This window comes from Mesorhizobium sp. M0938 (assembly GCF_040319125.1).
Classification (GTDB): Bacteria; Pseudomonadota; Alphaproteobacteria; order Rhizobiales; family Rhizobiaceae; genus Mesorhizobium; species Mesorhizobium robiniae.
Genome location: NZ_JAMYNS010000004.1, coordinates 252,171 through 276,962, shown reverse-complemented (window position 1 = coordinate 276,962; position 24,792 = coordinate 252,171). Strand labels below are relative to the sequence as shown.

At 61.9% G+C, this 24,792-nt stretch carries 36 protein-coding genes; all 36 read left to right on the top strand.

From position 1 onward, the window contains the following. Positions 1–20: 20 nt before the first annotated feature. Positions 21–2,111 carry an elongation factor G gene (gene fusA, locus NKH73_RS08985; protein WP_352930427.1) on the top strand — a complete coding sequence of 697 codons (2,091 nt, stop codon included), beginning with the start codon at positions 21–23 and terminating at the stop codon, positions 2,109–2,111. A gap of 66 nt (positions 2,112–2,177) precedes the next feature. Continuing rightward, entirely contained in the window at positions 2,178–3,353 is a 1,176-nt protein-coding gene (tuf, locus tag NKH73_RS08980; protein WP_352930425.1) for an elongation factor Tu, read from the top strand. A 66-nt stretch (positions 3,354–3,419) separates the two neighbouring features. Further along, the gene (rpsJ, locus tag NKH73_RS08975; RefSeq protein WP_006205468.1) at positions 3,420–3,728 is read left to right on the top strand and encodes a 30S ribosomal protein S10; all 309 of its coding nucleotides are present in this window, start codon (positions 3,420–3,422) and stop codon (positions 3,726–3,728) included. A gap of 59 nt (positions 3,729–3,787) precedes the next feature. Further along, on the top strand, positions 3,788–4,534 hold the full coding sequence (gene rplC, locus NKH73_RS08970; RefSeq protein WP_352930423.1) for a 50S ribosomal protein L3: 747 nt from the start codon (positions 3,788–3,790) through the stop codon (positions 4,532–4,534). Continuing rightward, on the top strand, positions 4,534–5,154 hold the full coding sequence (gene rplD / locus NKH73_RS08965; protein WP_292402906.1) for a 50S ribosomal protein L4: 621 nt from the start codon (positions 4,534–4,536) through the stop codon (positions 5,152–5,154). The genes rplC and rplD overlap by 1 nt, the downstream gene beginning before the upstream one ends. Next, entirely contained in the window at positions 5,151–5,444 is a 294-nt protein-coding gene (locus NKH73_RS08960) for a 50S ribosomal protein L23 (RefSeq protein WP_010909275.1), read from the top strand. The genes rplD and NKH73_RS08960 overlap by 4 nt, the downstream gene beginning before the upstream one ends. A 22-nt stretch (positions 5,445–5,466) precedes the next feature. Then, the gene (rplB, locus tag NKH73_RS08955) at positions 5,467–6,300 is read left to right on the top strand and encodes a 50S ribosomal protein L2 (RefSeq protein ID WP_095488566.1); all 834 of its coding nucleotides are present in this window, start codon (positions 5,467–5,469) and stop codon (positions 6,298–6,300) included. A gap of 16 nt (positions 6,301–6,316) precedes the next feature. Then, entirely contained in the window at positions 6,317–6,595 is a 279-nt protein-coding gene (rpsS, locus tag NKH73_RS08950) for a 30S ribosomal protein S19 (RefSeq protein WP_006205463.1), read from the top strand. A gap of 2 nt (positions 6,596–6,597) precedes the next feature. Continuing rightward, the gene (gene rplV, locus NKH73_RS08945; RefSeq protein WP_023799292.1) at positions 6,598–6,987 is read left to right on the top strand and encodes a 50S ribosomal protein L22; all 390 of its coding nucleotides are present in this window, start codon (positions 6,598–6,600) and stop codon (positions 6,985–6,987) included. After that, complete coding sequence (gene rpsC / locus NKH73_RS08940; RefSeq protein WP_352930419.1) at positions 6,987–7,715, top strand: 30S ribosomal protein S3; 729 nt, start codon at positions 6,987–6,989, stop codon at positions 7,713–7,715. The genes rplV and rpsC overlap by 1 nt, the downstream gene beginning before the upstream one ends. A gap of 27 nt (positions 7,716–7,742) precedes the next feature. Then, entirely contained in the window at positions 7,743–8,156 is a 414-nt protein-coding gene (rplP, locus tag NKH73_RS08935) for a 50S ribosomal protein L16 (protein WP_023799290.1), read from the top strand. Between the two features lie 13 nt (positions 8,157–8,169). After that, the gene (rpmC, locus tag NKH73_RS08930; RefSeq protein ID WP_006205459.1) at positions 8,170–8,370 is read left to right on the top strand and encodes a 50S ribosomal protein L29; all 201 of its coding nucleotides are present in this window, start codon (positions 8,170–8,172) and stop codon (positions 8,368–8,370) included. 11 nt (positions 8,371–8,381) lie between these two features. Continuing rightward, on the top strand, positions 8,382–8,621 hold the full coding sequence (rpsQ, locus tag NKH73_RS08925) for a 30S ribosomal protein S17 (protein WP_023799288.1): 240 nt from the start codon (positions 8,382–8,384) through the stop codon (positions 8,619–8,621). An 82-nt stretch (positions 8,622–8,703) separates the two neighbouring features. Continuing rightward, positions 8,704–9,072, top strand: a complete 369-nt coding sequence (gene rplN, locus NKH73_RS08920) for a 50S ribosomal protein L14 (RefSeq protein WP_006205457.1) — start codon at positions 8,704–8,706, stop codon at positions 9,070–9,072. 12 nt (positions 9,073–9,084) lie between these two features. After that, on the top strand, positions 9,085–9,399 hold the full coding sequence (gene rplX, locus NKH73_RS08915; protein WP_013531428.1) for a 50S ribosomal protein L24: 315 nt from the start codon (positions 9,085–9,087) through the stop codon (positions 9,397–9,399). Continuing rightward, positions 9,392–9,970: a 50S ribosomal protein L5 gene (gene rplE, locus NKH73_RS08910; protein WP_095488568.1), complete on the top strand. Its 579-nt coding sequence runs from the start codon at positions 9,392–9,394 to the stop codon at positions 9,968–9,970. Before rplX ends, rplE begins: the two co-directional genes overlap by 8 nt. 27 nt (positions 9,971–9,997) lie before the next feature. Next, a complete protein-coding gene (rpsN, locus tag NKH73_RS08905) occupies positions 9,998–10,303 on the top strand; it encodes a 30S ribosomal protein S14 (protein WP_029352223.1) in 306 nt (101 codons plus the stop codon). A gap of 12 nt (positions 10,304–10,315) precedes the next feature. Continuing rightward, entirely contained in the window at positions 10,316–10,714 is a 399-nt protein-coding gene (gene rpsH / locus NKH73_RS08900) for a 30S ribosomal protein S8 (protein WP_006205453.1), read from the top strand. A gap of 41 nt (positions 10,715–10,755) precedes the next feature. Then, positions 10,756–11,289, top strand: coding sequence for a 50S ribosomal protein L6 (gene rplF / locus NKH73_RS08895; RefSeq protein WP_023799285.1), 534 nt, complete (start codon positions 10,756–10,758; stop codon positions 11,287–11,289). A 194-nt stretch (positions 11,290–11,483) separates the two neighbouring features. Next, positions 11,484–11,843: a 50S ribosomal protein L18 gene (rplR, locus tag NKH73_RS08890; RefSeq protein ID WP_292405045.1), complete on the top strand. Its 360-nt coding sequence runs from the start codon at positions 11,484–11,486 to the stop codon at positions 11,841–11,843. Between the two features lie 80 nt (positions 11,844–11,923). Further along, on the top strand, positions 11,924–12,487 hold the full coding sequence (gene rpsE, locus NKH73_RS08885; protein ID WP_006333394.1) for a 30S ribosomal protein S5: 564 nt from the start codon (positions 11,924–11,926) through the stop codon (positions 12,485–12,487). Between the two features lie 24 nt (positions 12,488–12,511). Then, the gene (gene rpmD, locus NKH73_RS08880) at positions 12,512–12,709 is read left to right on the top strand and encodes a 50S ribosomal protein L30 (RefSeq protein WP_006205449.1); all 198 of its coding nucleotides are present in this window, start codon (positions 12,512–12,514) and stop codon (positions 12,707–12,709) included. Between the two features lie 22 nt (positions 12,710–12,731). After that, positions 12,732–13,205, top strand: coding sequence for a 50S ribosomal protein L15 (gene rplO / locus NKH73_RS08875; RefSeq protein WP_352930413.1), 474 nt, complete (start codon positions 12,732–12,734; stop codon positions 13,203–13,205). Between the two features lie 190 nt (positions 13,206–13,395). Further along, positions 13,396–14,736, top strand: a complete 1,341-nt coding sequence (gene secY, locus NKH73_RS08870) for a preprotein translocase subunit SecY (protein WP_352930411.1) — start codon at positions 13,396–13,398, stop codon at positions 14,734–14,736. Then, positions 14,733–15,341: an adenylate kinase gene (locus tag NKH73_RS08865; RefSeq protein ID WP_352930409.1), complete on the top strand. Its 609-nt coding sequence runs from the start codon at positions 14,733–14,735 to the stop codon at positions 15,339–15,341. Before secY ends, NKH73_RS08865 begins: the two co-directional genes overlap by 4 nt. A gap of 191 nt (positions 15,342–15,532) precedes the next feature. Continuing rightward, positions 15,533–15,901: a 30S ribosomal protein S13 gene (gene rpsM / locus NKH73_RS08860; protein WP_029352234.1), complete on the top strand. Its 369-nt coding sequence runs from the start codon at positions 15,533–15,535 to the stop codon at positions 15,899–15,901. Positions 15,902–16,026: 125 nt separating this feature from the next. Beyond that, a complete protein-coding gene (gene rpsK, locus NKH73_RS08855; RefSeq protein WP_023799279.1) occupies positions 16,027–16,416 on the top strand; it encodes a 30S ribosomal protein S11 in 390 nt (129 codons plus the stop codon). A 182-nt stretch (positions 16,417–16,598) separates the two neighbouring features. Continuing rightward, a complete protein-coding gene (locus NKH73_RS08850; RefSeq protein ID WP_006333400.1) occupies positions 16,599–17,609 on the top strand; it encodes a DNA-directed RNA polymerase subunit alpha in 1,011 nt (336 codons plus the stop codon). 136 nt (positions 17,610–17,745) lie between these two features. After that, entirely contained in the window at positions 17,746–18,177 is a 432-nt protein-coding gene (rplQ, locus tag NKH73_RS08845) for a 50S ribosomal protein L17 (RefSeq protein ID WP_023799277.1), read from the top strand. A 194-nt stretch (positions 18,178–18,371) separates the two neighbouring features. Next, on the top strand, positions 18,372–19,859 hold the full coding sequence (locus tag NKH73_RS08840) for a DegQ family serine endoprotease (RefSeq protein WP_352930406.1): 1,488 nt from the start codon (positions 18,372–18,374) through the stop codon (positions 19,857–19,859). A gap of 51 nt (positions 19,860–19,910) precedes the next feature. Then, complete coding sequence (locus tag NKH73_RS08835) at positions 19,911–21,221, top strand: replication-associated recombination protein A (protein ID WP_352930404.1); 1,311 nt, start codon at positions 19,911–19,913, stop codon at positions 21,219–21,221. An 83-nt stretch (positions 21,222–21,304) separates the two neighbouring features. Beyond that, a complete protein-coding gene (gene crcB / locus NKH73_RS08830; RefSeq protein ID WP_352930402.1) occupies positions 21,305–21,682 on the top strand; it encodes a fluoride efflux transporter CrcB in 378 nt (125 codons plus the stop codon). Positions 21,683–21,823: 141 nt separating this feature from the next. Next, entirely contained in the window at positions 21,824–22,804 is a 981-nt protein-coding gene (locus NKH73_RS08825) for an RluA family pseudouridine synthase (RefSeq protein ID WP_352930400.1), read from the top strand. A gap of 19 nt (positions 22,805–22,823) precedes the next feature. After that, complete coding sequence (locus NKH73_RS08820; RefSeq protein ID WP_095488575.1) at positions 22,824–23,030, top strand: hypothetical protein; 207 nt, start codon at positions 22,824–22,826, stop codon at positions 23,028–23,030. After that, the gene (locus tag NKH73_RS08815) at positions 23,027–23,944 is read left to right on the top strand and encodes a DMT family transporter (protein WP_352930397.1); all 918 of its coding nucleotides are present in this window, start codon (positions 23,027–23,029) and stop codon (positions 23,942–23,944) included. The genes NKH73_RS08820 and NKH73_RS08815 overlap by 4 nt, the downstream gene beginning before the upstream one ends. An 11-nt stretch (positions 23,945–23,955) precedes the next feature. After that, entirely contained in the window at positions 23,956–24,747 is a 792-nt protein-coding gene (locus NKH73_RS08810; RefSeq protein ID WP_352930395.1) for an ATP12 family chaperone protein, read from the top strand. The last annotated feature ends 45 nt before the right edge of the window (positions 24,748–24,792 follow it).

Below are 24,792 nucleotides of genomic sequence, written 5' to 3'. Positions count from 1 at the left end.
AGACTGAAGAGGCACCTCCCATGGCCCGCGAATATAAAATCGAAGACTACCGAAATTTCGGTATCATGGCGCATATCGACGCCGGCAAGACGACGACCACCGAGCGCGTCCTCTACTACACGGGCAAGTCGCACAAGATCGGCGAAGTCCATGACGGCGCTGCCACCATGGACTGGATGGAGCAGGAGCAGGAGCGCGGCATCACCATCACGTCCGCCGCAACCACGACCTTCTGGAAGGGTCGTGACGGCAAGATGCACCGTTTCAACATCATCGATACTCCCGGCCACGTCGACTTCACCATCGAGGTCGAGCGTTCGCTGCGCGTGCTCGACGGCGCCATTGCGCTGCTCGACGCCAATGCCGGTGTGGAGCCACAGACGGAAACCGTCTGGCGCCAGGCCGACAAATACCGCGTGCCGCGCATGATCTTCTGCAACAAGATGGACAAGATCGGAGCCGATTTTTATCGCTCGGTCGAGATGATCGGTTCGCGCCTCGGCGCGCATGCCGTTGTCATGCAGCTGCCGATCGGTGCCGAGACGGAGTTCAAGGGTGTCATAGACCTCGTCGAGATGAACGCACTGGTCTGGCGTGACGAAACGCTGGGCGCTGCCTGGGACGTCGTCGAGATCCCGGAAGACCTCAAGGCACGTGCGGAAGAATACCGCGAGAAGATGATCGAGGCCGCCGTCGAAATGGACGAGACGGCGCTCGAGAATTACCTCGAAGGCAAGATGCCGAGCAATGACGAGATCCGCGCGCTGATCCGCAAGGGCACCATCGCGGTGAAATTCTACCCGATGTTCTGTGGCTCGGCCTTCAAGAACAAGGGCGTGCAGCCGCTGCTCGACGCCGTCGTCGAATACCTGCCGTCGCCTGCCGACGTTCCGGCCATCAAGGGCGTCGACGCCAAGACCGACGCCGAGATCGAGCGTCACGCCGACGACAGCGAGCCGCTATCGATGCTCGCCTTCAAGATCATGAACGATCCGTTCGTCGGCTCGCTCACCTTTGCCCGCATCTATTCGGGCAAGCTCAGCAAGGGCATCTCGGTCGACAACACGGTCAAGGGCAAGAAGGAACGCATCGGCCGCATGCTGCAGATGCATGCGAACTCGCGCGCCGACGTCGAAGAGGCTTTCGCCGGCGACATCGTCGCCTTGGCCGGCCTCAAGGACACGACGACGGGCGACACGCTCTGCGATCCGCTGCATCCGGTTATCCTCGAGCGCATGGAATTCCCTGATCCGGTCATCCAGATCGCGATTGAGCCGAAGACCAAGAACGACCAGGAAAAGATGGGCCTTGCGCTGCATCGCCTGGCTGCCGAGGATCCGTCCTTCCGCGTCAAGACCGACGAGGAATCGGGCCAGACGATCATCTCCGGCATGGGCGAGCTTCATCTCGACATCATCGTCGACCGCATGCGTCGCGAGTTCAAGGTCGAGGCCAATGTCGGCGCGCCGCAGGTGGCCTATCGCGAGACGATCACCCGCAGCCAGGAGCAGGACTACACCCATAAGAAGCAGACCGGCGGCACGGGTCAGTTCGCCCGCGTCAAGATCCTGTTCGAGCCAAATCCGGAAAGCAGCGAATTCCTGTTCGAATCCAAGATCGTGGGCGGCGCTGTGCCGAAGGAATACATCCCCGGTGTCGAAAAGGGCATCAACAGCGTCATGACCTCGGGTCCGTTCGCAGGCTTCCCGATGATCGGCGTCAAGGCGACGCTGATCGATGGTGCCTACCACGACGTGGACTCCAGCGTTCTGGCCTTCGAGATCGCCGGCCGTGCCTGCTTCCGTGAAGCGGCGCCCAGGCTTGGTGTGCAGTTGCTCGAGCCGATCATGAAGGTCGAGGTGGTGACGCCGGAAGATTATGTCGGCAGCGTCATCGGCGATCTTAACGGCCGTCGCGGTCAGATCCAGGGCCAGGAAGCCCGTGGTGTGGCGGTGGTTATCAACGCGATGGTGCCGCTCGCCAACATGTTCAAATATGTCGACAATTTGCGCTCGATGAGCCAGGGCCGCGCGGCCTACACGATGCAGTTCGATCACTACGAGCCGGTGCCGACCGCGGTCGCTCAGGAAGTCCAGAAGAAATACGCGTAACCCGAACGGGTTGCAGCGCTAACTTAATTCAAAGCCCGCACGGGCGAGCAGGAATGGAGAGATCACATGGCAAAAGGTAAATTCGAGCGTACAAAGCCTCATGTGAACATCGGCACGATTGGGCACGTCGATCATGGCAAGACGTCGCTGACGGCGGCGATCACCAAGTATTTTGGCGAATACAAGCGCTACGACCAGATTGATGCAGCACCTGAGGAGAAGGCGCGCGGCATCACGATCTCGACGGCGCATGTCGAATACGAGACGGCCAACCGCCACTATGCCCATGTCGACTGCCCCGGCCACGCCGACTATGTGAAGAACATGATCACCGGTGCTGCGCAGATGGACGGCGCGATCCTGGTTGTGTCGGCCGCCGACGGCCCGATGCCGCAGACGCGCGAGCACATCCTGCTTGCCCGTCAGGTCGGCGTGCCGTCGATCGTGGTGTTCTTGAACAAGGTCGACCAGGTCGACGACGCCGAGCTGCTCGAGCTGGTCGAGTTGGAAGTGCGCGAGCTGTTGACCAAGAACGAGTTCCCCGGCGACGACATTCCGATCGTCAAGGGTTCGGCATTGGCCGCTTTGGAAGATTCCGACAAGAAGATCGGCGAGGACGCGATCCGCGAATTGATGGCTGCGGTCGACGACTACATCCCGACGCCGGTTCGTCCGCTGGACAAGCCGTTCCTGATGCCGATCGAGGACGTGTTCTCGATCTCGGGCCGCGGCACGGTGGTGACCGGCCGCGTCGAGCGCGGCGTGGTCAAGGTCGGCGAGGAGCTCGAGATCATCGGCATCCGTCCGACGACCAAGACAACCTGCACGGGCGTTGAGATGTTCCGCAAGCTGCTCGATCAGGGCCAGGCCGGCGACAACATCGGCGCGCTGCTGCGCGGTGTCGACCGCGAAGGCGTCGAGCGCGGCCAGGTTCTGGCCAAGCCCGGTACGGTCAAGCCGCACAAGAAGTTCGTGGCCGAAGCCTACATCCTGACCAAGGACGAAGGTGGCCGTCACACGCCGTTCTTCACCAACTACCGTCCGCAGTTCTACTTCCGCACGACCGACGTGACCGGCATCGTGTCGCTGCCGGAAGGCACCGAGATGGTGATGCCTGGCGACAACATCACGGTCGATGTCGAGCTGATCGTGCCGATCGCCATGGAAGAGAAGCTGCGCTTCGCCATCCGTGAAGGCGGCCGCACCGTCGGTGCCGGCATCGTCGTCACCATCAAAGAGTAATTGGACCTAAACCGATCTGTCGCGGGCGCGGGATGCCCGCGCCGCGCCAGAACAAGGAATTGACGAATGAACGGTCAGAATATCCGCATCCGCCTCAAGGCGTTTGATCACCGGGTGCTCGACGCCTCGACGCGGGAAATCGTGTCGACGGCCAAGCGCACCGGTGCCAACGTCCGCGGCCCCATTCCGCTGCCGACGCGGATCGAAAAATTCACGGTCAACCGGTCGCCTCACGTCGACAAGAAGAGCCGCGAGCAGTTCGAGATGCGCACGCACAAGCGTCTGCTCGATATCGTCGATCCGACCCCGCAGACGGTCGATGCTTTGATGAAGCTCGATCTGGCCGCCGGCGTCGACGTCGAGATCAAGCTCTAAGGGATTGAGAGCGCGGTAGGGGCGGTGCCCCGGCCCGGAACTCTAAAGGAATTGAACCGATGCGTTCAGGTGTGATTGCAAAGAAGGTGGGAATGACCCGCATCTACAACGATGCCGGGGAACATGTTCCCGTCACCGTTCTCCAGATGGAGAACTGCCAGGTCGTGGCGCAGCGCACGCAGGAGAAGAATGGCTACACTGCCGTTCAGCTCGGCGTTGGGCTTGCCAAGGTGAAGAACACGTCGAAGGCGATGCGCGGCCATTTCGCGACCGCTTCCGTCGAGCCGAAGGCCAAGGTTGCCGAGTTCCGCGTCTCCGCCGACAACATGATCGATGTCGGTGCCGAGATCACCGTCGAGCATTTCGTCGCCGGCCAGAAGGTCGATGTGACGGGCACGACGATCGGCAAGGGTTTCCAGGGTGTCATCAAGCGCCACCACATGGGTGGTGGTCGTGCGACGCACGGCAACTCGGTCTCGCACCGTACCCACGGCTCGACCGGCCAGCGCCAGGACCCGGGCAAGGTGTTCAAGGGCAAGCATATGGCCGGCCACATGGGCGACACCCGCGTCACCACGCAGAATGTCGAGGTCGTCTCGACCGACGCCGATCGCGGGCTGATCCTGATCCGCGGCGCGGTTCCCGGTTCGAAGGGCGCCTGGATCCTGGTCCGCGATGCGGCCAAGATTGCGCTGCCGGCCAACGCGCCGAAGCCTGCCGCAACCCGCGCCGTTGCAACCAATGACGCCGCCAAGAACGATGCCCCGGCCACAGTAGATGCCCCGGCCACAGAGGGAGCGGAATAATGGACCTCAAGATCACAACGCTTGGCGGCAAGGACGCCGGCAAGGTGAAACTCTCCGAGGAGATTTTCGGCCTTGACCCGCGCGAGGACATCCTGCAGCGCGTCGTGCGCTGGCAGCTTGCCAAGAAGCAGCAGGGCACGCACAAGACCAAAGGTCGCGCCGAGATCGCGCGCACCGGCGCCAAGATGTACAAGCAGAAGGGTACGGGCCGCGCCCGCCACCATTCGGCACGCGCTCCGCAGTTCCGCGGCGGCGGCAAGGCTCACGGTCCGGTCGTCCGCAGCCATGAGCACGATTTGCCGAAGAAGGTGCGCGCTCTGGGCCTCAAGCATGCTCTTTCGGCCAAGGCCAAGAGCGCATCGCTGATCATCATCGACGAGTTGATGATGACCGAGGCTAAGACCAAGGCGCTGATCGCGAATTTCGCGACGCTGGGCCTGTCCAACGCCCTGGTGATCGGCGGCGCCGAGCTCGACAAGAACTTCAAGCTGGCGGCGACGAACATCCCGAACATCGACGTGCTGCCCATCCAGGGCATCAACGTCTACGACATTCTGCGCCGCGGCACGCTGGTCCTTTCGAAGGCCGCCGTCGAGGCTCTCGAGGAGCGCTTCAAATGACCGACCTTCGTCACTACGACGTGATCGTCTCGCCGGCGATCACCGAAAAGTCGACCATGGCTTCCGAGCAGAACCAGGTCGTCTTCAACGTCGCCAAGAAGGCGTCGAAGCCGGAAATCAAGGCCGCCGTCGAAGCGCTGTTCGGCGTCAAGGTGATGGCCGTGAACACGCTTGTCCGCAAGGGCAAGATCAAGCGCTTCCGCGGCACGATCGGCCGCCAGAGCGACGTCAAGAAGGCGATTGTGACGCTGGCCGACGGCCAGTCGATCGACGTCGCGACGGGTCTCTGAGCAAGACCGCGAGGACAGAAACATGGCACTGAAAAAATTCAACCCGATAACGCCGAGCACCCGCCAGCTGGTCATCGTCGATCGCTCGGGCCTCTACAAGGGCAAGCCCGTCAAAGGCTTGACCGAAGGTCTGACCAAGTCGGGCGGCCGCAACAATTACGGCCGCATCACGGCCCGCTTCATCGGCGGCGGTCACAAGCGTACGTACCGCATCATCGACTTCAAGCGCCGCAAGTTCGACGTTGTCGGCACGGTCGAGCGTATTGAGTACGATCCGAACCGCAGCGCCTTTATCGCGCTGATCAAGTATGACGATGGCGAGCTGTCCTACATCATCGCCCCGCAGCGCCTCGCTGCCGGTGACAAGATCGTGGCCGGCGAAGCGGTCGACGTGAAGCCGGGCAATGCGATGCCGTTGGCCTCGATGCCGGTCGGCACGATCGTCCACAACATCGAGCTGAAGCCGGGCAAGGGCGCCCAGGTTGCCCGTTCGGCTGGCGGTTATGCCCAGCTCGTCGGCCGTGACCAGGGCATGGCGATCCTGCGCCTGAACTCAGGCGAGCAGCGTGTCGTCCACGGCTCGTGCATGGCCACTGTCGGCGCCGTGTCCAACCCGGACCATGGCAATATCAATGACGGCAAGGCAGGCCGCACGGTGTGGCGGGGAAAACGTCCGCACAACCGCGGCGTGACCATGAACCCGGTCGACCATCCGCATGGCGGCGGCGAAGGCCGCACCTCGGGTGGTCGCCATCCGGTTTCGCCCTGGGGCAAGCCGACCAAGGGCAAGAAGACGCGGTCCAACAAGGCGACCGACAAGTTCATCCTGCGCTCGCGCCATCAGCGCAAGAGCTAAGAAGAGGTAACGCCAAGTGACTCGTTCGATTTGGAAAGGCCCCTTCATCGACGGCTACCTTCTCAAGAAGGTGGACAAGGTTCGTGAAGGTGGTCGCAATGAGGTGATCAAGATGTGGAGCCGTCGCTCCACCATCCTGCCGCAGTTCGTCGGCTTCACCTTCGGTGTCTACAACGGCCAGAAGCACGTTCCCGTCTCGGTGAACGAGGACATGGTCGGCCACAAGTTCGGTGAATTCGCTCCGACCCGGACCTATTACGGTCACGGCGCGGATAAGAAGGCGAAGAGGAAATAATCATGGGCAAGGCCAAAGCTCCGCGCAGGCTTGCTGATAACGAAGCGCGCGCCGTGTTGCGCACGATCCGTATCAGCCCGCAGAAGCTGAACCTGGTTGCCGCGCTGATCCGCGGCAAGAAGGTCGCGACAGCGCTTTCCGATCTCGAATTCTCGGCCAAGCGGATTTCCGGCACGGTCAAGAAGACGCTGGAATCGGCGATCGCCAACGCCGAAAACAACCACGACCTCGATGTCGATGCGCTGATCGTGGCGGAAGCCTATGTCGGCAAGTCGATCGTCATGAAGCGGTTCCATGCCCGTGGCCGTGGTCGCGCCAGCCGTATCGAGAAGCCGTTCTCGCACCTCACGATCGTCGTTCGTGAAGTCGAAGAAAAAGTGGAGGCCGCATAATGGGCCAGAAAATCAATCCGATCGGTCTGCGTCTCGGCATCAACCGTACCTGGGATTCGCGCTGGTTCGCGAATACCGGCGAGTACGGCAAGCTGCTGCATGAGGACATCAAGATCCGCAAGTATCTTGAGAAGGAACTCAAGCAGGCTGCGATCTCGAAGGTCGTGATCGAGCGCCCGCACAAGAAGTGCCGCGTCACCATCCATGCGGCGCGTCCGGGCCTGATCATTGGCAAGAAGGGCGCCGACATCGAGAAGCTTCGCAAGAAGCTGATGGAGATGACGAAGTCCGAGACGCATTTGAACATCGTCGAAGTGCGTAAGCCCGAGATCGACGCGACGCTGGTCGCCCAGTCGATCGCCCAGCAGCTCGAGCGCCGCATCGCGTTCCGCCGCGCCATGAAGCGCGCCGTGCAGTCGGCGATGCGTCTCGGTGCCGAAGGCATCCGCATCAACTGCGCAGGTCGTCTCGGCGGCGCCGAGATCGCGCGCATGGAATGGTATCGCGAAGGTCGCGTGCCGCTGCATACGCTGCGCGCCGACGTCGACTACGGCACAGCCGAGGCGCATACCGCCTACGGCATCTGCGGCGTCAAGGTCTGGGTGTTCAAGGGCGAAATCCTCGAGCACGACCCGATGGCTTCGGAGCGCCGCGCGACCGAGGGCGATCATGCGCATGGCGGTGGTGGTGGTGAGCGCGAACGCGGTCGCCGTCGCGAAAACGCCTGAGACAGTTGAGAATTTGGAGTTAGAACGATGCTGCAGCCAAAGCGCACAAAGTTCCGCAAGCAGTTCAAGGGCCGTATCCACGGTGCCGCCAAGGGTGGCACCAATCTGGATTTCGGCGGTTTCGGGCTGAAGGCGCTTGAGCCGAACCGCGTCACTGCGCGTGAGATCGAGGCGGCCCGCCGCGCGATCACCCGCGAGATGAAGCGCGCCGGCCGCGTCTGGATCCGTATCTTCCCGGACGTGCCGGTTACGTCGAAGCCGACTGAAGTCCGCATGGGCAAGGGCAAGGGCGCGGTCGATTACTGGGCGGCGCGCGTCAAGCCCGGCCGCATCATGTTCGAGATCGACGGCGTCAATGAGGAAACCGCCCGTGAGGCGCTGCGTCTCGGCGCGGCCAAGCTCTCGGTCAGGACGCGCTTCGTACAGCGCATCGCAGAATAAGGACGGGCTGATCATGAAAGCCGAAGACATCCGGACCAAGACCCAGGACCAGCTGACCGACGACCTGGCCAGCCTGAAGAAGGAGCAGTTCAACCTGCGCTTCCAGAAGGCCACCGGCCAGCTCGAGAAGACCGCGCGCGTGAGGCAGGTCCGTAAGGACATTGCGCGTATCAAGACCATCGCTGCGGAAAAATCCGCGGCTAAGAAGGCTTAAGGACGAAAACCATGCCAAAGCGCATTCTGCAGGGCACCGTCGTCAGCGACAAGAACGAGAAGACGGTTGTCGTCAAGGTCGAACGGCGCTTCACGCATCCCGTGATGAAGAAGACCGTGCGCATGACCAAGAAGTACAAGGCGCACGACGAGAACAACGCCCACAAGGTCGGCGATCAGGTGTTCATCCAGGAATCGAAGCCGATTTCCAAGGACAAGCGCTGGACCGTAGTGTCTTCGGACCAGGCCTGATCAGGGCGAACGAAACGAATTTTGGACAGACCGGGGAAGGGTTAAGAACCCGTCCCGTTAGAAGAGAAGAAGGCGGCCAGTCATGATTCAGATGCAAACAAACCTCGACGTCGCGGATAATTCCGGCGCCCGTCGTGTCATGTGCATCAAGGTGCTGGGCGGCTCGAAGCGGAAATACGCTTCCGTGGGCGACATCATCGTGGTGTCGATCAAGGAAGCCATCCCGCGCGGCCGCGTCAAGAAGGGCGATGTGATGAAGGCGGTCGTGGTTCGCACGGCCAAGGACATCCGCCGCCCGGACGGCAGCGTGATCCGTTTCGACAAGAACGCGGCCGTTCTCGTCGACAACAAGAAAGAGCCGATCGGCACGCGTATCTTCGGACCGGTTCCGCGCGAACTCCGCGCCAAGAACCACATGAAGATCATCTCGCTCGCGCCTGAAGTGCTGTAAGGAGCCGGACCAATGCAGAAGATTAGAAAAGGCGACAAGGTCGTCGTGCTGGCCGGCAAGGACAAGGGCCGTTCGGGCGAAGTCCTCTCGGTACAGCCGAAGGAAGACACCGCGCTGGTGCGCGGCGTCAACATGATCCGTCGTCACCAGAAGCAGTCCCAGTCCCAAGAGGGCGGGATCATCACCAAGGAAGCGCCGATCCAGCTGTCGAACATCGCGCTGGCCGACCCCAAGGATGGCAAGCCGACCCGCGTCGGTTTCATCTTCCAGAAGGACGGCAAGAAGGTGCGCGTCGCCAAGCGCTCGGGAGAAGTCATCAATGGCTAAGTCTCAAACCAAGCAGGCGACTGCCCAGAACACGCCGCGCCTCAAGCAGGTCTACAACGAGACCATTCGCAAGGCGCTGCAGGAGCAGTTCGGCTACGAGAACGAGATGCAGGTTCCGCGCATCGACAAGATCGTGCTGAACATGGGCGTCGGCGAAGCGACCGGCGATTCGAAGAAGCCTTCGATCGCGGCCGAGGATCTTGCGATGATCGCGGGCCAGAAGGCCGTCGTCACCCACGCCCGCAATTCGATCGCCGGCTTCAAGGTCCGCGAAAAGATGCCGATCGGCGCCAAGGTCACGCTGCGCAAGGAACGCATGTACGAGTTCCTCGACCGCCTCGTGAACATCGCGCTGCCGCGCGTCCGCGACTTCCGCGGGCTCAATCCGAAGAGCTTCGATGGCCGTGGCAACTATGCCATGGGCATCAAGGAACACATCGTGTTCCCGGAGATCAACTACGACAAGGTTGATCAGATCTGGGGCATGGACGTCATCGTTTGTACGACTGCGAAGACGGACGACGAAGCCAGGGCATTGCTCAAGGCCTTCAACTTCCCCTTCCGCCAGTAACGGCAGCGAGAAAAGGAAAAATCTGAAATGGCAAAGACCAGCTCAGTCGAGAAGAACAACAGGCGCCGCAAGCTTGTGGACCAGTACGCTGCCAAGCGTAAGGCCCTCAAGGCGATCATCATGGATCAGTCCAAGCCGATGGAAGAGCGCTTTCGCGCTCAGCTGAAGCTTGCGGCACTGCCGCGCAACTCGGCCAAGATCCGCATCCGCAACCGCTGCGAAGTCACCGGACGTCCGCGTGCCTACTATCGCAAGCTCAAAGTATCGCGCATCGCGCTTCGTGATCTCGGCAACAACGGCCAGATTCCGGGCCTGGTCAAGTCGAGCTGGTAAGGAGGACATAACATGTCATTGAGCGATCCTCTCGGCGATATGCTGACCCGCATCCGCAACGCCTATGGCCGCAAGAAGTCGAGCGTTTCGACGCCGGCCTCGCGCCTGCGTACCCGCGTCCTCGACGTGCTGAAGGCGGAAGGCTATATCCGCGACTACAGCCAGACCGACTTCGACAACGGCAAGTCCGAAATCGAGATCGAGCTGAAGTATTTCGACGGCGCGCCGGTCGTGCGCGAAATCGCCCGCGTCTCGAAGCCGGGTCGTCGCGTTTACGTTTCGGCCAAGTCGATCCCGCACGTCGCCAACGGTCTCGGCATCGCCATCCTTTCGACACCGAAGGGCGTGATGGCCGACCACGAAGCGCGTGAACAGAATGTCGGCGGGGAAATCCTCTGCCAGATCTTCTGATCTGGCTGACCTGAAACAAGAGAAGTGACGAGGACAACAAAATGTCTCGTATTGGAAAGAAACCCGTTTCGCTGCCGCAGGGCGTGACCGCGACCGTCGACGGCCAGACCGTCACGGCGAAGGGCCCCAAGGGTGAGCTGAAGTTCGTGGTGAACGACGAAGTTCTGGTCAAGATGGAAGGTAGCGAGATCGCTGTCCAGCCGCGCGACCAGACCAAGACCGCCCGCTCCAAATGGGGCATGTCGCGCACGCAGATCGTCAACATCCTGCAGGGCGTCAAGGACGGTTTCGAAAAGAAGCTCGAGATCACTGGCGTCGGCTATCGCGCCGCCATGCAGGGCAAGAACCTGCAGTTGGCGCTCGGCTTCAGCCATGACGTCGTCTACGAAACGCCGCAGGACATCACGATCACCGTGCCGAAGCCGACGGAAATCACCGTGACCGGCATCGACAAGCAGAAGGTCGGCCAAGTTGCTGCCGAGATCCGCGAATATCGCGGTCCCGAGCCGTACAAGGGCAAGGGCGTTCGTTACGCTGGCGAGAAGATCGTCCGCAAGGAAGGCAAGAAGAAGTAGTTTCGTCAATGGTGAATGGTGAATGGTAAAATGGCAATAGGATAGAGCAGGGGGCCGGGTGGCACCTCGTTTCTACCATTCACCGTTTTTCCATTCACCATTCACTGCAAATCAACGCCGCGGGGAGCGGTCGCGGGAGGCCTCTCCTACCGCACAGGGTTGCCCCCGTTTTTTGAAGGCAAGGAACTGATATCATGGGCTCGAAAGAATCCACCCAACGCCGCGCTCAGCGCGTCCGCCGCCAGATCAAGAAGGTCGCGGGCGAGCGTCCGCGCCTGTCGGTCCACCGCACGTCGAAGAACATCTACGTCCAGGTCATCGACGACGCCAAGGGCCACACCATCGTTGCAGCCTCGACGCTGGAGAAGGACCTCAAGGGTTCGCTCAAGACCGGCGCCGACACTGCCGCGGCAGTGGCAATCGGCAAGCTGATTGCCGAGCGTGCTTCGAAGGCCGGCGTCAAGGAAGTCGTCTTCGACCGCGGACCGTACATCTATCACGGCCGCGTCAAGGCGCTGGCCGAGGCTGCTCGTGAAGGTGGCTTGAGCTTCTAAAAAGTTTCGCCCCCGGCAACCCGCAGAGGTGCCGGATATCATCATCAACCGTGCTTCCGGAAAAAAACAAGGAACAGGATATGGCACAGGAACGTAGGGATGGCGGCCGCGGCCGTGATCGCGAAGAGCGCGACGATGGCATGGTGGACAAGCTCGTCCACATCAACCGCGTCGCCAAGGTCGTCAAGGGCGGCCGGCGCTTCGGCTTTGCAGCACTCGTCGTCGTCGGCGACCAGAAGGGCCGCGTCGGCTTCGGTCATGGCAAGGCGCGCGAAGTGCCAGAGGCGATCCGCAAGGCGACCGAATCGGCCAAGCGCGACATGATCTTCGTGCCGCTGCGCTCTGGCCGCACGCTGCACCACGACGTCGAGGGACGCTGGGGTGCCGGACGCGTTCTGCTGCGCGCTGCCAAGCAGGGTACCGGCATCATCGCCGGCGGTCCGATGCGCGCCGTCTTCGAGACGCTCGGCATGCACGACGTGGTTGCCAAGTCGATGGGTTCGTCGAACCCATACAACATGGTTCGCGCCACGTTCGACGCGCTGAAGAGCCAGATGCATCCCAAGGATGTGGCTGCTGCGCGCGGCATCAAGTATTCGACCCTTCAGGCCCGCCGCGGCACCGCCGTTGCGGCCGAAGAATAGTCGATCTGACCAGGGATTTTGACCATGGCCAAGAAAGCAACCAAGACCATCACCGTCGAGCAGATCGGTTCGCCGATCCGCCGGCCGAAGGAGCAGCGCGCGACGCTGGTCGGCCTCGGCCTCAACAAGATGCACAAGCAGCGCACGCTGGAGGACACCCCCTCCGTGCGCGGCATGATCGCTGCCGTCCAGCATCTCGTCCGCGTCGTGGACGAGGGCTGAGCCAGAGCGCAGGAGAACTCAGATGAAACTCAACGATCTGCGTGACAAGGACGGCGCGACGCATTCCAAGAAGCGCCTCGGCCGTGGCATCGGCTCCGGCTCGGGCAAGACCGCCGGTCGCGGCGTCAAGGGTCAGAAGGCGCGCTCGGGCGTTGCCGTCAACGGCTTCGAGGGCGGCCAGATGCCGCTCTACCGTCGCCTGCCGAAGCGCGGCTTCAACAACATCTTCGCCAAGAGCTTCACGGTCGTGTCGCTGGCCCGCATCCAGGCCGCGCTCGACGCCAAGAAGCTTGACGCCAAGACGATCGTGACGGCCGAAGCGCTGGTCGCTGCCGGCGTCATCCGCCGCGTCAAGGACGGCGTGCGCATCCTCTCTGACGGCGACATCAAGGCCAAGCTCGCCTTCGACGTGGCTGGCGCCTCCAAGGCTGCCATCGAGAAGATCGAAAAGGCCGGCGGTTCGGTGAAGCTTCCGGAAAAGGCAGCCGCCGAGTAACGTCGATTTGAAGCGCGATCGGCAAGAGTGGGATCCGTTTCGCTTTCGATTGCGTTTTGATCCGACCAATATGGCGGCCGCGTCAACGCGGCCGCTTGCATGTTTGCAGTCCGGAGCTTATCTCGTGAGCTTCGGTGACACGCGCCGCCTGAGTGCGGGCCATCGAGCGTGACCAAGCGGAGAATCAGGCATGGCTTCGGCTGCTGAACAACTAGCCTCGAATCTGAATTTCTCGGCCTTCGCCAAGGCGGAGGACCTGAAGAAGCGCATCTGGTTCACCATCGGCGCGCTGCTCGTCTACCGCCTCGGCACCTACATTCCGCTGCCCGGCATCAATCCCGACGCTTTCGCCCAGGCCTTCTCCTCGCAGAGCAAGGGCGTGCTTGGCATGTTCAACATGTTCGCCGGCGGCGCCGTGGAGCGCATGGCGATCTTTGCCCTCGGCATCATGCCGTATATCTCCGCTTCCATCATCATGCAGCTGATGACCTCTGTCATCCCGTCGCTGGAAGCGCTGAAGAAGGAAGGCGAGCAGGGCCGCAAGGTCATCAACCAGTACACGCGCTACGGCACCGTGCTTTTGGCGCTGGTCCAGGCCTACGGCATTTCGGTCGGCCTGGAAGGCGGCAACGGCATCGTCAGCGATCCCGGCATGTTCTTCCGCATCTCGACCGTCATTACGCTGGTCGGCGGCACCATGTTCCTGATGTGGCTCGGCGAGCAGATCACCGCCCGCGGCATTGGTAACGGCATTTCGCTGATCATATTTTCCGGCATCGTCGCCGGCCTGCCGCAAGCCATCTCCGGTACGCTGGAACTGGGCCGCACCGGCGCGCTGTCGACCGGCCTGATCCTGGCGATCATCGTTCTTGCCGTCGTCGTCATCGCGCTGATCGTGTTCTTCGAGCGTGCCCAGCGGCGCTTGCTGATCCAGTATCCGAAGCGCCAGGTCGGCAACCGCATGTTCCAGGGCGACACCTCGCACCTGCCGCTCAAGCTCAACACGGCCGGCGTCATTCCGCCGATCTTCGCCTCTTCGCTGCTGTTGCTGCCGGCAACGGTCGCAGGCTTCTCGCAGACCACCAACATGCCTGCCTGGGCCAGTACCGTCCTGGCGGCTCTCGGCCACGGCCAGCCGCTCTACATGGCGTTCTATGCGACGATGATCGTGTTTTTCGCCTTCTTCTATACGGCGATCGTCTTCAACCCGAAGGACACCGCCGACCAGCTCAAGAAGCATTCGGGTTTCATTCCGGGCTACCGTCCGGGCGAGCGCACCGCCGATTACATCGACTATGTTCTCACCCGCATCACCGTCGTCGGCGCCATTTATCTGGTGCTGGTGTGTCTGCTGCCCGAGTTCCTGATTTCAGCGACTGGCGTACCATTCTACCTCGGTGGCACATCGCTTCTGATCGTGGTCAGTGTAACGCTCGATACGGTGGCGCAGATTCAGGGTCACCTGATCGCGCATCAGTATGAGGGCCTGATCAAGAAGTCGAAGCTGCGCGGGGGGAAAAAGGCCAGATGAGGTTGATATTGCTTGGACCGCCAGGGGCGGGCAAGGGAACACAGGCACAAAGACTGGTAGAAAAATACGGCATACCCCAGCTCTCTACGGGAGATATGCTGCGCGCTGCTGTCCAGGCCGGCACCGAAGTTGGCAAGCGCGCCAAAGCGGTGATGGACGCTGGCGAACTGGTTTCCGACGCCATCGTCAACGCGATCGTAGCCGAGCGCATCGATCAGGCCGATTGCACCGGGGGGTTCATCCTTGATGGATATCCGCGAACCCTGGTGCAAGCGGACGCCGTTGAATCGATGCTCTCGGATCGCGGCCTTACCCTCGACGCCGTCATCGAACTCGTCGTCGACGACAAGGCGCTGGTTGGCCGAATCGTCAAGCGCGCCGAAGAGGCCAAGGCCGCGGGTCAGCCGGTGCGCAAAGACGACAATCCGGCGGTGTTCGAAGAGCGCCTGAGGGAGTACTACAAGAAAACGTCGCCGCTGATCGGCTACTACTATGCCAAGGGCAAGCTGAGAGGTGTCGACGGCATGACCGACATCGATGCGGTGACTCAACAGATCGAAGCGGTGCTCGCGGCAGCGTCCCAAGCGGCGGCAAACGGAAAATAAACGATTGCGCTTGACTGGAGCGGTTCGCTGGGGTATGGCGGCCCGTCTTCCTATCAGGCATGAGGCTTGCTTGCCCGCAAGGGCAAGGCAGCCGCTTTGAACTGGAAACTCCCGCAAGGGCCGGCCTCCACCGGACGCGGGGCAACTTTGATAGCGCCGGCTTGTCCGGCCCACATGGAGAAGAGAAGAACATGGCTCGTATAGCCGGCGTCAACATTCCGACCAACAAGCGCGTCGTCATTGCGCTTCAGTACATTCACGGCATTGGCAAGAACTTTGCCCAGGAGATCGTCGACAAGGTCGGCATCCCGGCTGAGCGCCGCGTCAACCAATTGACCGACGCGGAAGTGCTGCAGATCCGCGAGACGATCGACCGCGACTATCAGGTCGAGGGCGATCTGCGCCGCGAAGTGTCGATGAACATCAAGCGGCTCATGGACCTCGGCTGCTATCGCGGCCTGCGTCATCGCCGCTCGCTGCCGGTTCGCGGTCAGCGCACGCATACCAATGCGCGTACCCGCAAGGGCCCGGCCAAGTCGATCGCCGGCAAGAAGAAGTAAGTGAGCGAATAGCGAGTAGTTGCTAGTGAGTAGGGGGCCTACTCACTATTCGCTACTCACTACTCGCTTTCAAAGGTGGAGCCGCTGGCATTACGGCGGTGTAGAGATCAACTGAAAGGACCATCATGGCCAAGGAAGCCACACGTGTTCGCCGTCGCGAACGCAAGAATATCTCGTCGGGCGTTGCCCACGTCAACTCGACCTTCAACAACACGATGATCACCATCACCGATGCGCAGGGCAATTCGATTGCCTGGTCGTCGGCGGGAGCCCAGGGCTTCAAGGGATCTCGCAAGTCGACGCCGTTCGCTGCGCAGATGGCTGCCGAAGACGTCGCGAAGAAGGCTCAGGAACATGGCATGCGCATGCTCGAGGTCGAAGTCTGCGGACCGGGCTCCGGTCGTGAATCGGCGCTGCGCGCGCTGCAGGCAGCCGGTTTCACCATCACCTCGATCCGTGACGTGACACCGATCCCGCACAATGGCTGCCGCCCGCGCAAGAAGCGCCGCGTCTAAGGCATGTCGCCCAAAATTGCGCAGCGGTTTTGGGGTAAGGACGTGCATAAAAACAAAGATCTAAAGCGCGACGCGCTTTAGGAAATTACCGAACGCCGCGCGAACGCCAGTAGCGTTCCTCCACGGCATTCCAGGTCGCCCGCCACGATTGGATGGTGGCGGGTCAACGGAAGGAAAGCATTATGATCCAGAAAAATTGGCAGGAACTGATCAAGCCGAACAAGATCGAGTTTTCTTCGAAGAAGAAGACGCTGACCACGCTGGTCGCCGAGCCGCTCGAACGCGGCTTTGGTCTCACTCTCGGCAACGCGCTGCGTCGCGTGCTTCTGTCTTCGCTGCGTGGCGCGGCTGTGACCGCCGTGCAGATTGACGGCGTTCTGCATGAATTCTCGTCCATTGCCGGCGTGCGCGAGGACGTGACCGACATTGTCTTGAACATCAAGGAAATTGCCATCCGCATGGAAGGCGACGGCCCCAAGCGCATGGTCGTGCGCAAGCAGGGACCGGGTGCCGTTCTTGCCGGCGACATCCAGACGGTCGGCGACGTCGAGATCCTCAATCCCGACCACGTTATCTGCACGCTGGACGAGGGCGCTGAAATCCGCATGGAATTCACCGTCGATACCGGTAAAGGCTACGTGCCGGCCGAGCGCAATCGCGCCGAAGACGCGCCGATCGGCCTCATCCCGGTCGACAGCCTCTACTCTCCGGTCAAGAAGGTCTCCTACAAGGTCGAGAACACCCGCGAGGGTCAGGTTCTCGACTATGATAAGCTGACCATGACGATCGACACCGACGGTTCGATCTCGGGCGAGGACGCGGTGGCTTTCGCTGCCCGCATCCTGCAGGACCAGCTTGGCCTGTTCGTCAATTTCGACGAGCCGCAGAAGGAAGTCGCCGCCGAGCAGGTGACCGAACTTGCCTTCAACCCGGCGCTGCTCAAGAAGGTCGACGAACTCGAGCTCTCGGTGCGTTCGGCCAACTGCCTGAAGAACGACAACATCGTCTACATCGGCGACCTGATCCAGAAGACCGAAGCCGAGATGCTGCGCACCCCGAACTTCGGCCGCAAGTCGCTGAACGAGATCAAGGAAGTCCTGGCGGCGATGGGCCTGCACCTCGGCATGGAAGTGCCGGATTGGCCGCCGGAAAACATCGAAGACCTCGCCAAGCGTTACGAAGATCAATACTGACCGGTGAATTGAGAATGGTGAATGGTCGCCGGTCGGCGACTTCGGAGAGATAGAGCCCTTCCATTCACCATTCACTATTGACCATTCACAAAACGAAACAGCCGGGCCAACCGCCCACAACACCAGGAGAAGAGCCATGCGCCACGGATTTAAAGGCCGCCGGTTCGCCCGCAGCATCAGCCACCGTAAGTCGATGTTTGCCAATCTTGCCGTGTCGCTCATCGAGCATGAGCAGATCCTCACCACATTGCCGAAGGCGAAGGATTTGCGTCCGATCGTCGAGAAGCTGGTGACGCTCGGCAAGCGCGGCGATCTGCATGCCCGCCGCCAGGTGATTGCCCAGATCGGCAACGAAGGCGTCGTCAAGCGCCTGTTCGATACGATCGCGCCGCGCTACGCTACCCGCAACGGCGGCTATCTGCGTATCATGAAGGCGGGCTTCCGCCACGGTGACAATGCCGCCATGGCGGTCATCGAGTTCGTCGATCGCGACACCTCGGCCAAGGGCGCAGGCGACCGTGCCCGCATCGAGGCCGAAGGCACTGACGAGGAAGCCGCAGCCGCATAGGCTTCGGTTTGCTGAAGGAGTTCAAAGGGGCCTGCGGGCCCCTTTTTGTATTCCGGAAACCAGGAGGAAGCATTTGCGGCGATCTCTTGGCTCAGCTCATGCCCTTTACCGTCCAAAATAATTCGATTTCATCGCCTTAGCCTTTCATTTTGCACAATCGTCGGGACAATGGCGCCCGACCTGGAGGATTCGGAATGCGTGTCAAACGGCTGTCTCTTGTTCTACTTTGCGCCTTGATGGCGCTGGCAGTCGTGCCGGCGACCAGGCAGGCGCTGGCGCAGGACACGAAGGCCGATCCCGGTCTGTCCGATGTGCTGACCGACATGCTACGCGGCGCCGAAGGCGAAAATGAAACCTCCGGTCCAGACAAACGTGTGCCGTTCGGCCGCGAGGAGGTGCAACTGTCTTTCGCGCCGCTGGTCAAACAGACGGCGCCGGCCGTGGTCAATGTCTATGCCTCGCAAACGGCCAGGGTGAGATCGCCCTTCGACGGCGATCCGTTTTTCGAAGAGTTCTTCGGCCGTTCGCAGCCGCGTGCGCAGTCATCGCTCGGCTCCGGCGTGCTGGTCGATCCGACCGGCATTGTGGTAACCAATTTCCACGTCATCAAGGACGCCGACCAGGTCAAGGTCGCCACAGCGGACGGGCGTGAGTTCGACAGCAAGGTGCTGCTCAAGGACGAGACGCTCGATCTCGCCGTGCTCAAGATCTCGGCCGACAAGCCATTTCCGGTCGTCGCCATCGGCGATTCCGACGCGCTCGAGGTTGGCGACCTGGTGCTGGCCATCGGCAATCCCTTCGGTGTCGGCCAAACCACCACCAGCGGCATCATTTCGGCGGTTGCCCGCAGCCACATCGGCGTTTCCGATTCCAGTTTCTTCATCCAGACCGACGCCGCGATCAACCCCGGCAACTCGGGCGGTGCGCTGATCAACATGGGTGGCCAACTGGTCGGCATCAACACGGCGATCTATAGCCGCAGCGGCGGCTCTATCGGCATCGGCTTTGCTATCCCCTCCAACATGGTTCGCGCCTTTGCCGATGCGGCCAAGGCCGGGCGCGACTTCTTCGAACGCCCCTATATCGGCGCCGAATTCGAGCGCGTGACGCCGCAAATCGCGGAATCGCTCGGCCTGGAGACACCAACCGGGGCGCTGGTCTCGTCCGTCGAAGAAACAGGGCCGGCGGCCACGGCGGGGCTCAAACCCGGTGACGTCGTCCTGTCGCTCAACGGCACGCCGGTCGAGAGTATCGAGGCGCTGGACTACCGGATGGCGACGCTGTCGATCGGCAGCAATGCCAGCTTCGCCGTCCTGAGCAAAGGCCAGCAAGCGACGATGGACATCGCGCTGGAACGCGCGCCGGAAGGCGCAAAACTTGCGGAAGTGACACTGCGTGGTCGCAGTCCGTTTTCCGGTGCCAAGGTTGCTGAACTGTCGCCTCGGCTCGCTCAGCGGCTCGGCATGCGCACCGATGCCAAGGGCGTTACCGTGGTCGACATCAATCGCGGTTCGCCCGCAGCCGGTTTCGGTTTCCAACCGGGCGACATCGTTCGCGAGGTCAATGGCTTGACCATCGATACCGCCGCGACCCTGGAACAGGCAGCCATGCAGGAGACGCGCTGGTGGCGCTTTACCGTCGAGCGCGGCGGGCAGATACTACGCCAGGTGTTGCGTTACTGAGCCCGAGCCTCGATCCGCCGGACGAGATCGCGCTCCAACGAAAAGAAGTGCATGGCCGATCTGTTCAGTGTCGACGAACCGGAAAAGACGCCGCCCGGCAGGCCGCTGGCCGACCGACTGCGCCCGAAGAACCTTGGCGAGGTCGTTGGCCAGGAGCATCTGACCGGACCAGACGGCGCACTGACGCGGCTGATCGGCTCGGGCTCGCTCGGCTCGATGATCTTCTGGGGGCCGCCTGGGACGGGCAAGACGACGGTCGCGCGGCTGCTTGCCGGCGAGACCAGTCTTGCATTCGAACAGATATCGGCGGTGTTTTCCGGTGTCGCCGACCTGAAGAAAGTGTTCGAGGCGGCGAAGCTGCGCCGCACCAACGGCCGCCAGACGCTGCTTTTCGTCGACGAGATCCATCGCTTCAACCGCGCCCAGCAGGACAGTTTTCTACCTGTCATGGAAGACGGCACCGTCGTGCTGGTTGGCGCTACCACCGAGAACCCTTCCTTCGAGCTGAATGCCGCGCTGTTGTCCCGCGCCCGCGTGCTGGTCTTCCATTCGCTCAATGAGGACAGCATCGCCAAGCTGCTGGCCAGGGCGGAGGAGACCGAGGGCAGGGCGCTGCCGCTCGACGACGAGGCGAGGGCGGTGCTCATTCGCATGAGCGATGGCGATGGCCGTGCGGCGCTGACGCTGGCCGAAGAGGTTTGGCGCGCCGCCAAGTCGGAGGAGGTGTTCGGCGCCGAAGGCCTGCAGCGCATCGTCCAGCGCCGCGCGCCAATCTATGATAAGGGCCAGGACGGCCACTACAATCTGATCTCGGCGCTGCACAAATCGGTGCGCGGTTCCGACCCGGATGCCGCCCTCTATTATCTCGCCCGCATGTTCGACGCCGGCGAGGATCCGCTCTACCTCGGCCGCCGGCTGGTGCGCATGGCGATGGAGGATATCGGGCTGGCCGACCCCCAGGCGCTGGTCATCGCCAATGCCGCCAAGGATGCCTACGACTATCTGGGCTCGCCAGAGGGCGAACTCGCCTTCGCCGAGGCCACCGTCTATCTTGCCAGCGCGCCGAAATCCAATGCCGTCTACACCGCCTTCAAGGCTGCCACGCGGGCGGCGAAGGAGTTCGGATCGCTGTTGCCGCCCAAACACATCCTCAACGCGCCGACCAAGCTGATGAAAGAAGAGGATTACGGCGCGGGCTACCGTTATGACCATGATGAGCCGGACGCTTTTTCCGGACAGGATTATTTTCCGGAAAAGATGGGCCGCCACATATTCTATGATCCGCCGGAGCGCGGCTTCGAACGCGATATCAGGAAGCGGCTGGACTATTGGGCGAAGCTGAGAAGCGAGCGGGAAAAGTAGCCTCGCACGGTTCTGCTCGGGACTGCGCCGGACCCTGAGCAACAGGGATTGACCGAGCCGTCCTGCAGGGGCAGTAGAGCGATATGGTCAATCTCCTCCTCGTTGCCGCCGGCGGCGCTATTGGTGCCGGGCTTCGCCACATCGTCAATTTCGTTGCGCTGCGTCTTGTCGGCCCGAGTTTTCCCTGGGGCACGATGGCGATCAACATCGTCGGCTCTTTTGCCATGGGCCTGTTCATCGCGACCCTGGCGCGGCGCTACGGTGGATCAAGCGAACTTCGGCTGTTCGTTGCCACCGGCATCCTCGGCGGTTTCACCACTTTCTCCGCCTTTTCGCTCGATTTTGCGACGCTGTGGGAGCGTGGCGCGACGCTGCCGGCGTTCGGATATGCGCTTGCCAGCCTGATTGGCGCGATCATTGCCCTGTTTCTGGGTCTTTGGCTCGCAAGAAGCCTGCCTTAATGCTATTGCCCCCGCTTACAGCACCGCGCGTCCCTTAGGACGCGCAAAGGACGCCGTAGCATTTTGATTTTGCGCATGATCCCCCAGAGAAAATCGGGTTCGATTTTCAGGCCATGCGCTGGAAACGGGTAAAGCGAGACCATGGCAGGTGTAGAACAGATCACGGTGGAGGCCGGCGAGGCGGGCATGCGGCTCGACCGCTGGTTCAAGACCCATTTCCCGGGCCTTGGCTTCGGCCATCTGCAAAAACTGCTGCGCTCCGGCCAGATCCGTGTCGATGGCGGCAGGGTGAAAGCCGATACCCGCGTCGAGCCGGGCCAGATGGTCCGTGTCCCGCCGCTCGAAGTGGACAAGAAGGGCGAGAGCCCGCTCACCGGCCACTCCATCCGTAACCAGGGCGACGCAGACGTTCTGGCCAAGATGCTGATCCATGAAGATCCGAAAGTGTTTGTCTTCAACAAGCCGGCTGGCCTTGCCGTCCAAGGCGGCTCGGGCGTCACCCGCAACGTCGACGACATGCTGGAAGCCTGGCGCAACCAGAAGGGCGAGAAACCGCGTCTGGTGCACCGGCTCGACCGCGACACGTCAGGCGTGCTGGTCGTCGCTCGCACCAGGCTCGCCGCGATGAAGCTCGCCGAGGCGTTCCGGGCGCGTGAGACCAAGAAGACTTATTGGGCGCTGGTCAAGGGCGTACCGCCGAAGCGCGAGGACAAGATCTCGACCTGGCTGATCAAGGAGCCGACACCGGACGGCGACCGCGTGCGTGTCGCCAAGCATGGCGAAAAGGGCGCCGATCATGCCGTGTCCTACTACCGGATTGTCGAGCAGGCGGCGCAGACCTTGTCCTGGCTGGAAATGGAACCCTATACCGGCCGCACCCACCAGCTTCGCGTCCACGCGGCTCACATCGGCTGCCCGATCATCGGCGATCCCAAATATTTCGAGGCCGACACCAATTGGGATTTCCCCGGCGGCATGCAGAACCGCTTGCATTTGCATGCGCGCCGCATCGTCATCCCGCATCCCGACAAGGGTTTTATCGACGTCACCGCACCGATGCCGCCGCATATGCGCCAGAGCTGGAACCTGATCGGGTTCGACGACGCAAGCGCGGAGGACTAAATGAGCGAGGGAGTAACCCATGGATGAGGCGTGGCTCGTTCGTCAGTTGGTGAACTGGTTGCCGTTCATCCTGATTCTCGTCGTCTGGTTCGCTTATATGCGTCGCGTTGCAACCCGGCAGGGGGTGATGGCCGAAATCGGCCGTGAGAACACCGAAGCGGTAAGGCAGAATACCGAGGTGCTGAAGGCGCTGCTCGCGAAGCTGGAAAGCCAGTCCAAGCAATGACCGCCGCAACCGCAATGGACCGCCGCAGTTCCGTTGACGCTGTCGCCGCCGCCATCATGGTCGGGCTGACCTTTTCCTGGGGGCTCAACTACGTCGCCGCCAAAATCTCCTACGCCGGCTACGATCCCGTTTTCCTGTCGATCGCACGGTCGGTCATTGGCGGGCTATGCGTTCTCGTCTGGTGCCGCTGGCGCGGCATTGTGCTTTTTGCCCGCGACGGAACGCTTGTCGCCGGTATTCTGGCAGGCGCGCTTTTTGGTCTCGAGTTCCTGTTTCTCTATGTCGGGCTCGAACAGACGACCGTCGCGCGCAATACCTTGCTGGTCAACACTATGCCGTTCTGGGTGCTGGTCGGCGGGCATTTCCTGCTGAACGAACGCATCACCGCGCGCCGGCTCGTCGGCCTTCTTCTCGCATTCGCTGGATTGGTTGCGGTGTTCTCCGACCAGTTGAGCGCCGACAATGGTGCGACATTGACCGGTGACCTGCTCAGCCTCGGCGCCGGCATTCTCTGGGCCTTGACCTACATCGTCATCAAGCGGACGAAATTGGCGGAAACGAGCGCCGAGAAATTGCTGCTCTACCAACTGGCCGGCGCTGCCGTGGTCGGCGCCTTGGTGCTGCCTTTCGCCGGGCCGCCCGTCCGCGACTTCGCCGCTTTGCCGACCTTGGCCCTGCTTTTCCAGGCGGTCTACATCGTTGCCTTCACCTATGTGCTGTGGTTCTGGCTGATCAGGCGCTATCCGGCATCGGGCCTGTCGAGCTTCACCTTCCTGTCGCCGGTGTTCGGTGTGCTGTGCGGCGCCATCTTCTTGAACGAGCCGTTGACTGTCCGTATTTTTCTGGCACTCGGCCTCATCGCAGCCGGCCTGATCATTGTGAACCGGCCGGCCCGAAAACAGATTCCCGGATGAAAGGCTCCGGCATGCGCGATATTCTCAACGACCTCGAAGCGGGAAAGCAGCTTTCCGATCCGGATCCGGTGCGTCGCGCCCAGATCCAGATGAAGACGCACCTGCCGAAACGCTTCTATAAAGCCGTTTCGGTCGCACCGGCCGAAGATGGTTTTGCCATTCATCTCGATGGCAAGCCGGTTCGCACGCCGGGCAAGGCGCTGCTGGTGCTGCCGACCGAAAAAGCGGCCGCTCTGGTCGCCGACGAATTCGCTGCGCAAGGTGAGACCATCGACCCGGTGGCGATGCCGGTCATGCGTCTGGTCAATACGGCCATCGATGGCGTCGCCAGCGACCCGCAAGCGGTGCTGGAGGACATCCTGCGCTTTGCCTCATCCGATCTGCTCTGCTATCGCGCCGAGACCCCACAAGGGCTGGTCGACCGGCAGAACGAACATTGGGATCCCATCATCGACTGGGCGCGGAGCGCGCTCGGCGCCCGGTTTCACCTCGCCGAAGGGGTGATCCATGTCGAGCAGCCGCGCGAGAGCATCGCGGTGCTTGGTGTTCATCTTGCCCAGCGCGCCGACCCGCTGCGGCTGGCGGCCATCCACGTCATGACGTCGCTGACGGGATCGGCCCTGCTGGCGCTGGCCGTCGATTTCGGCGAGATTGACGGCGACGCCGCCTGGACCGCCGGCCATGTCGACGAGGACTGGCAGGCCGAGCACTGGGGCCATGACGCGGAAGCTGTCACGCGCCGCTCGGCCCGCAAGCGCGACATGATGGCCGCCGTCGGCCTGCTCGAGGCGCTTAAGGCCTGATCGCAATCGCCTGTCGTTGACGCGATCTACATCAGATACGTTGGC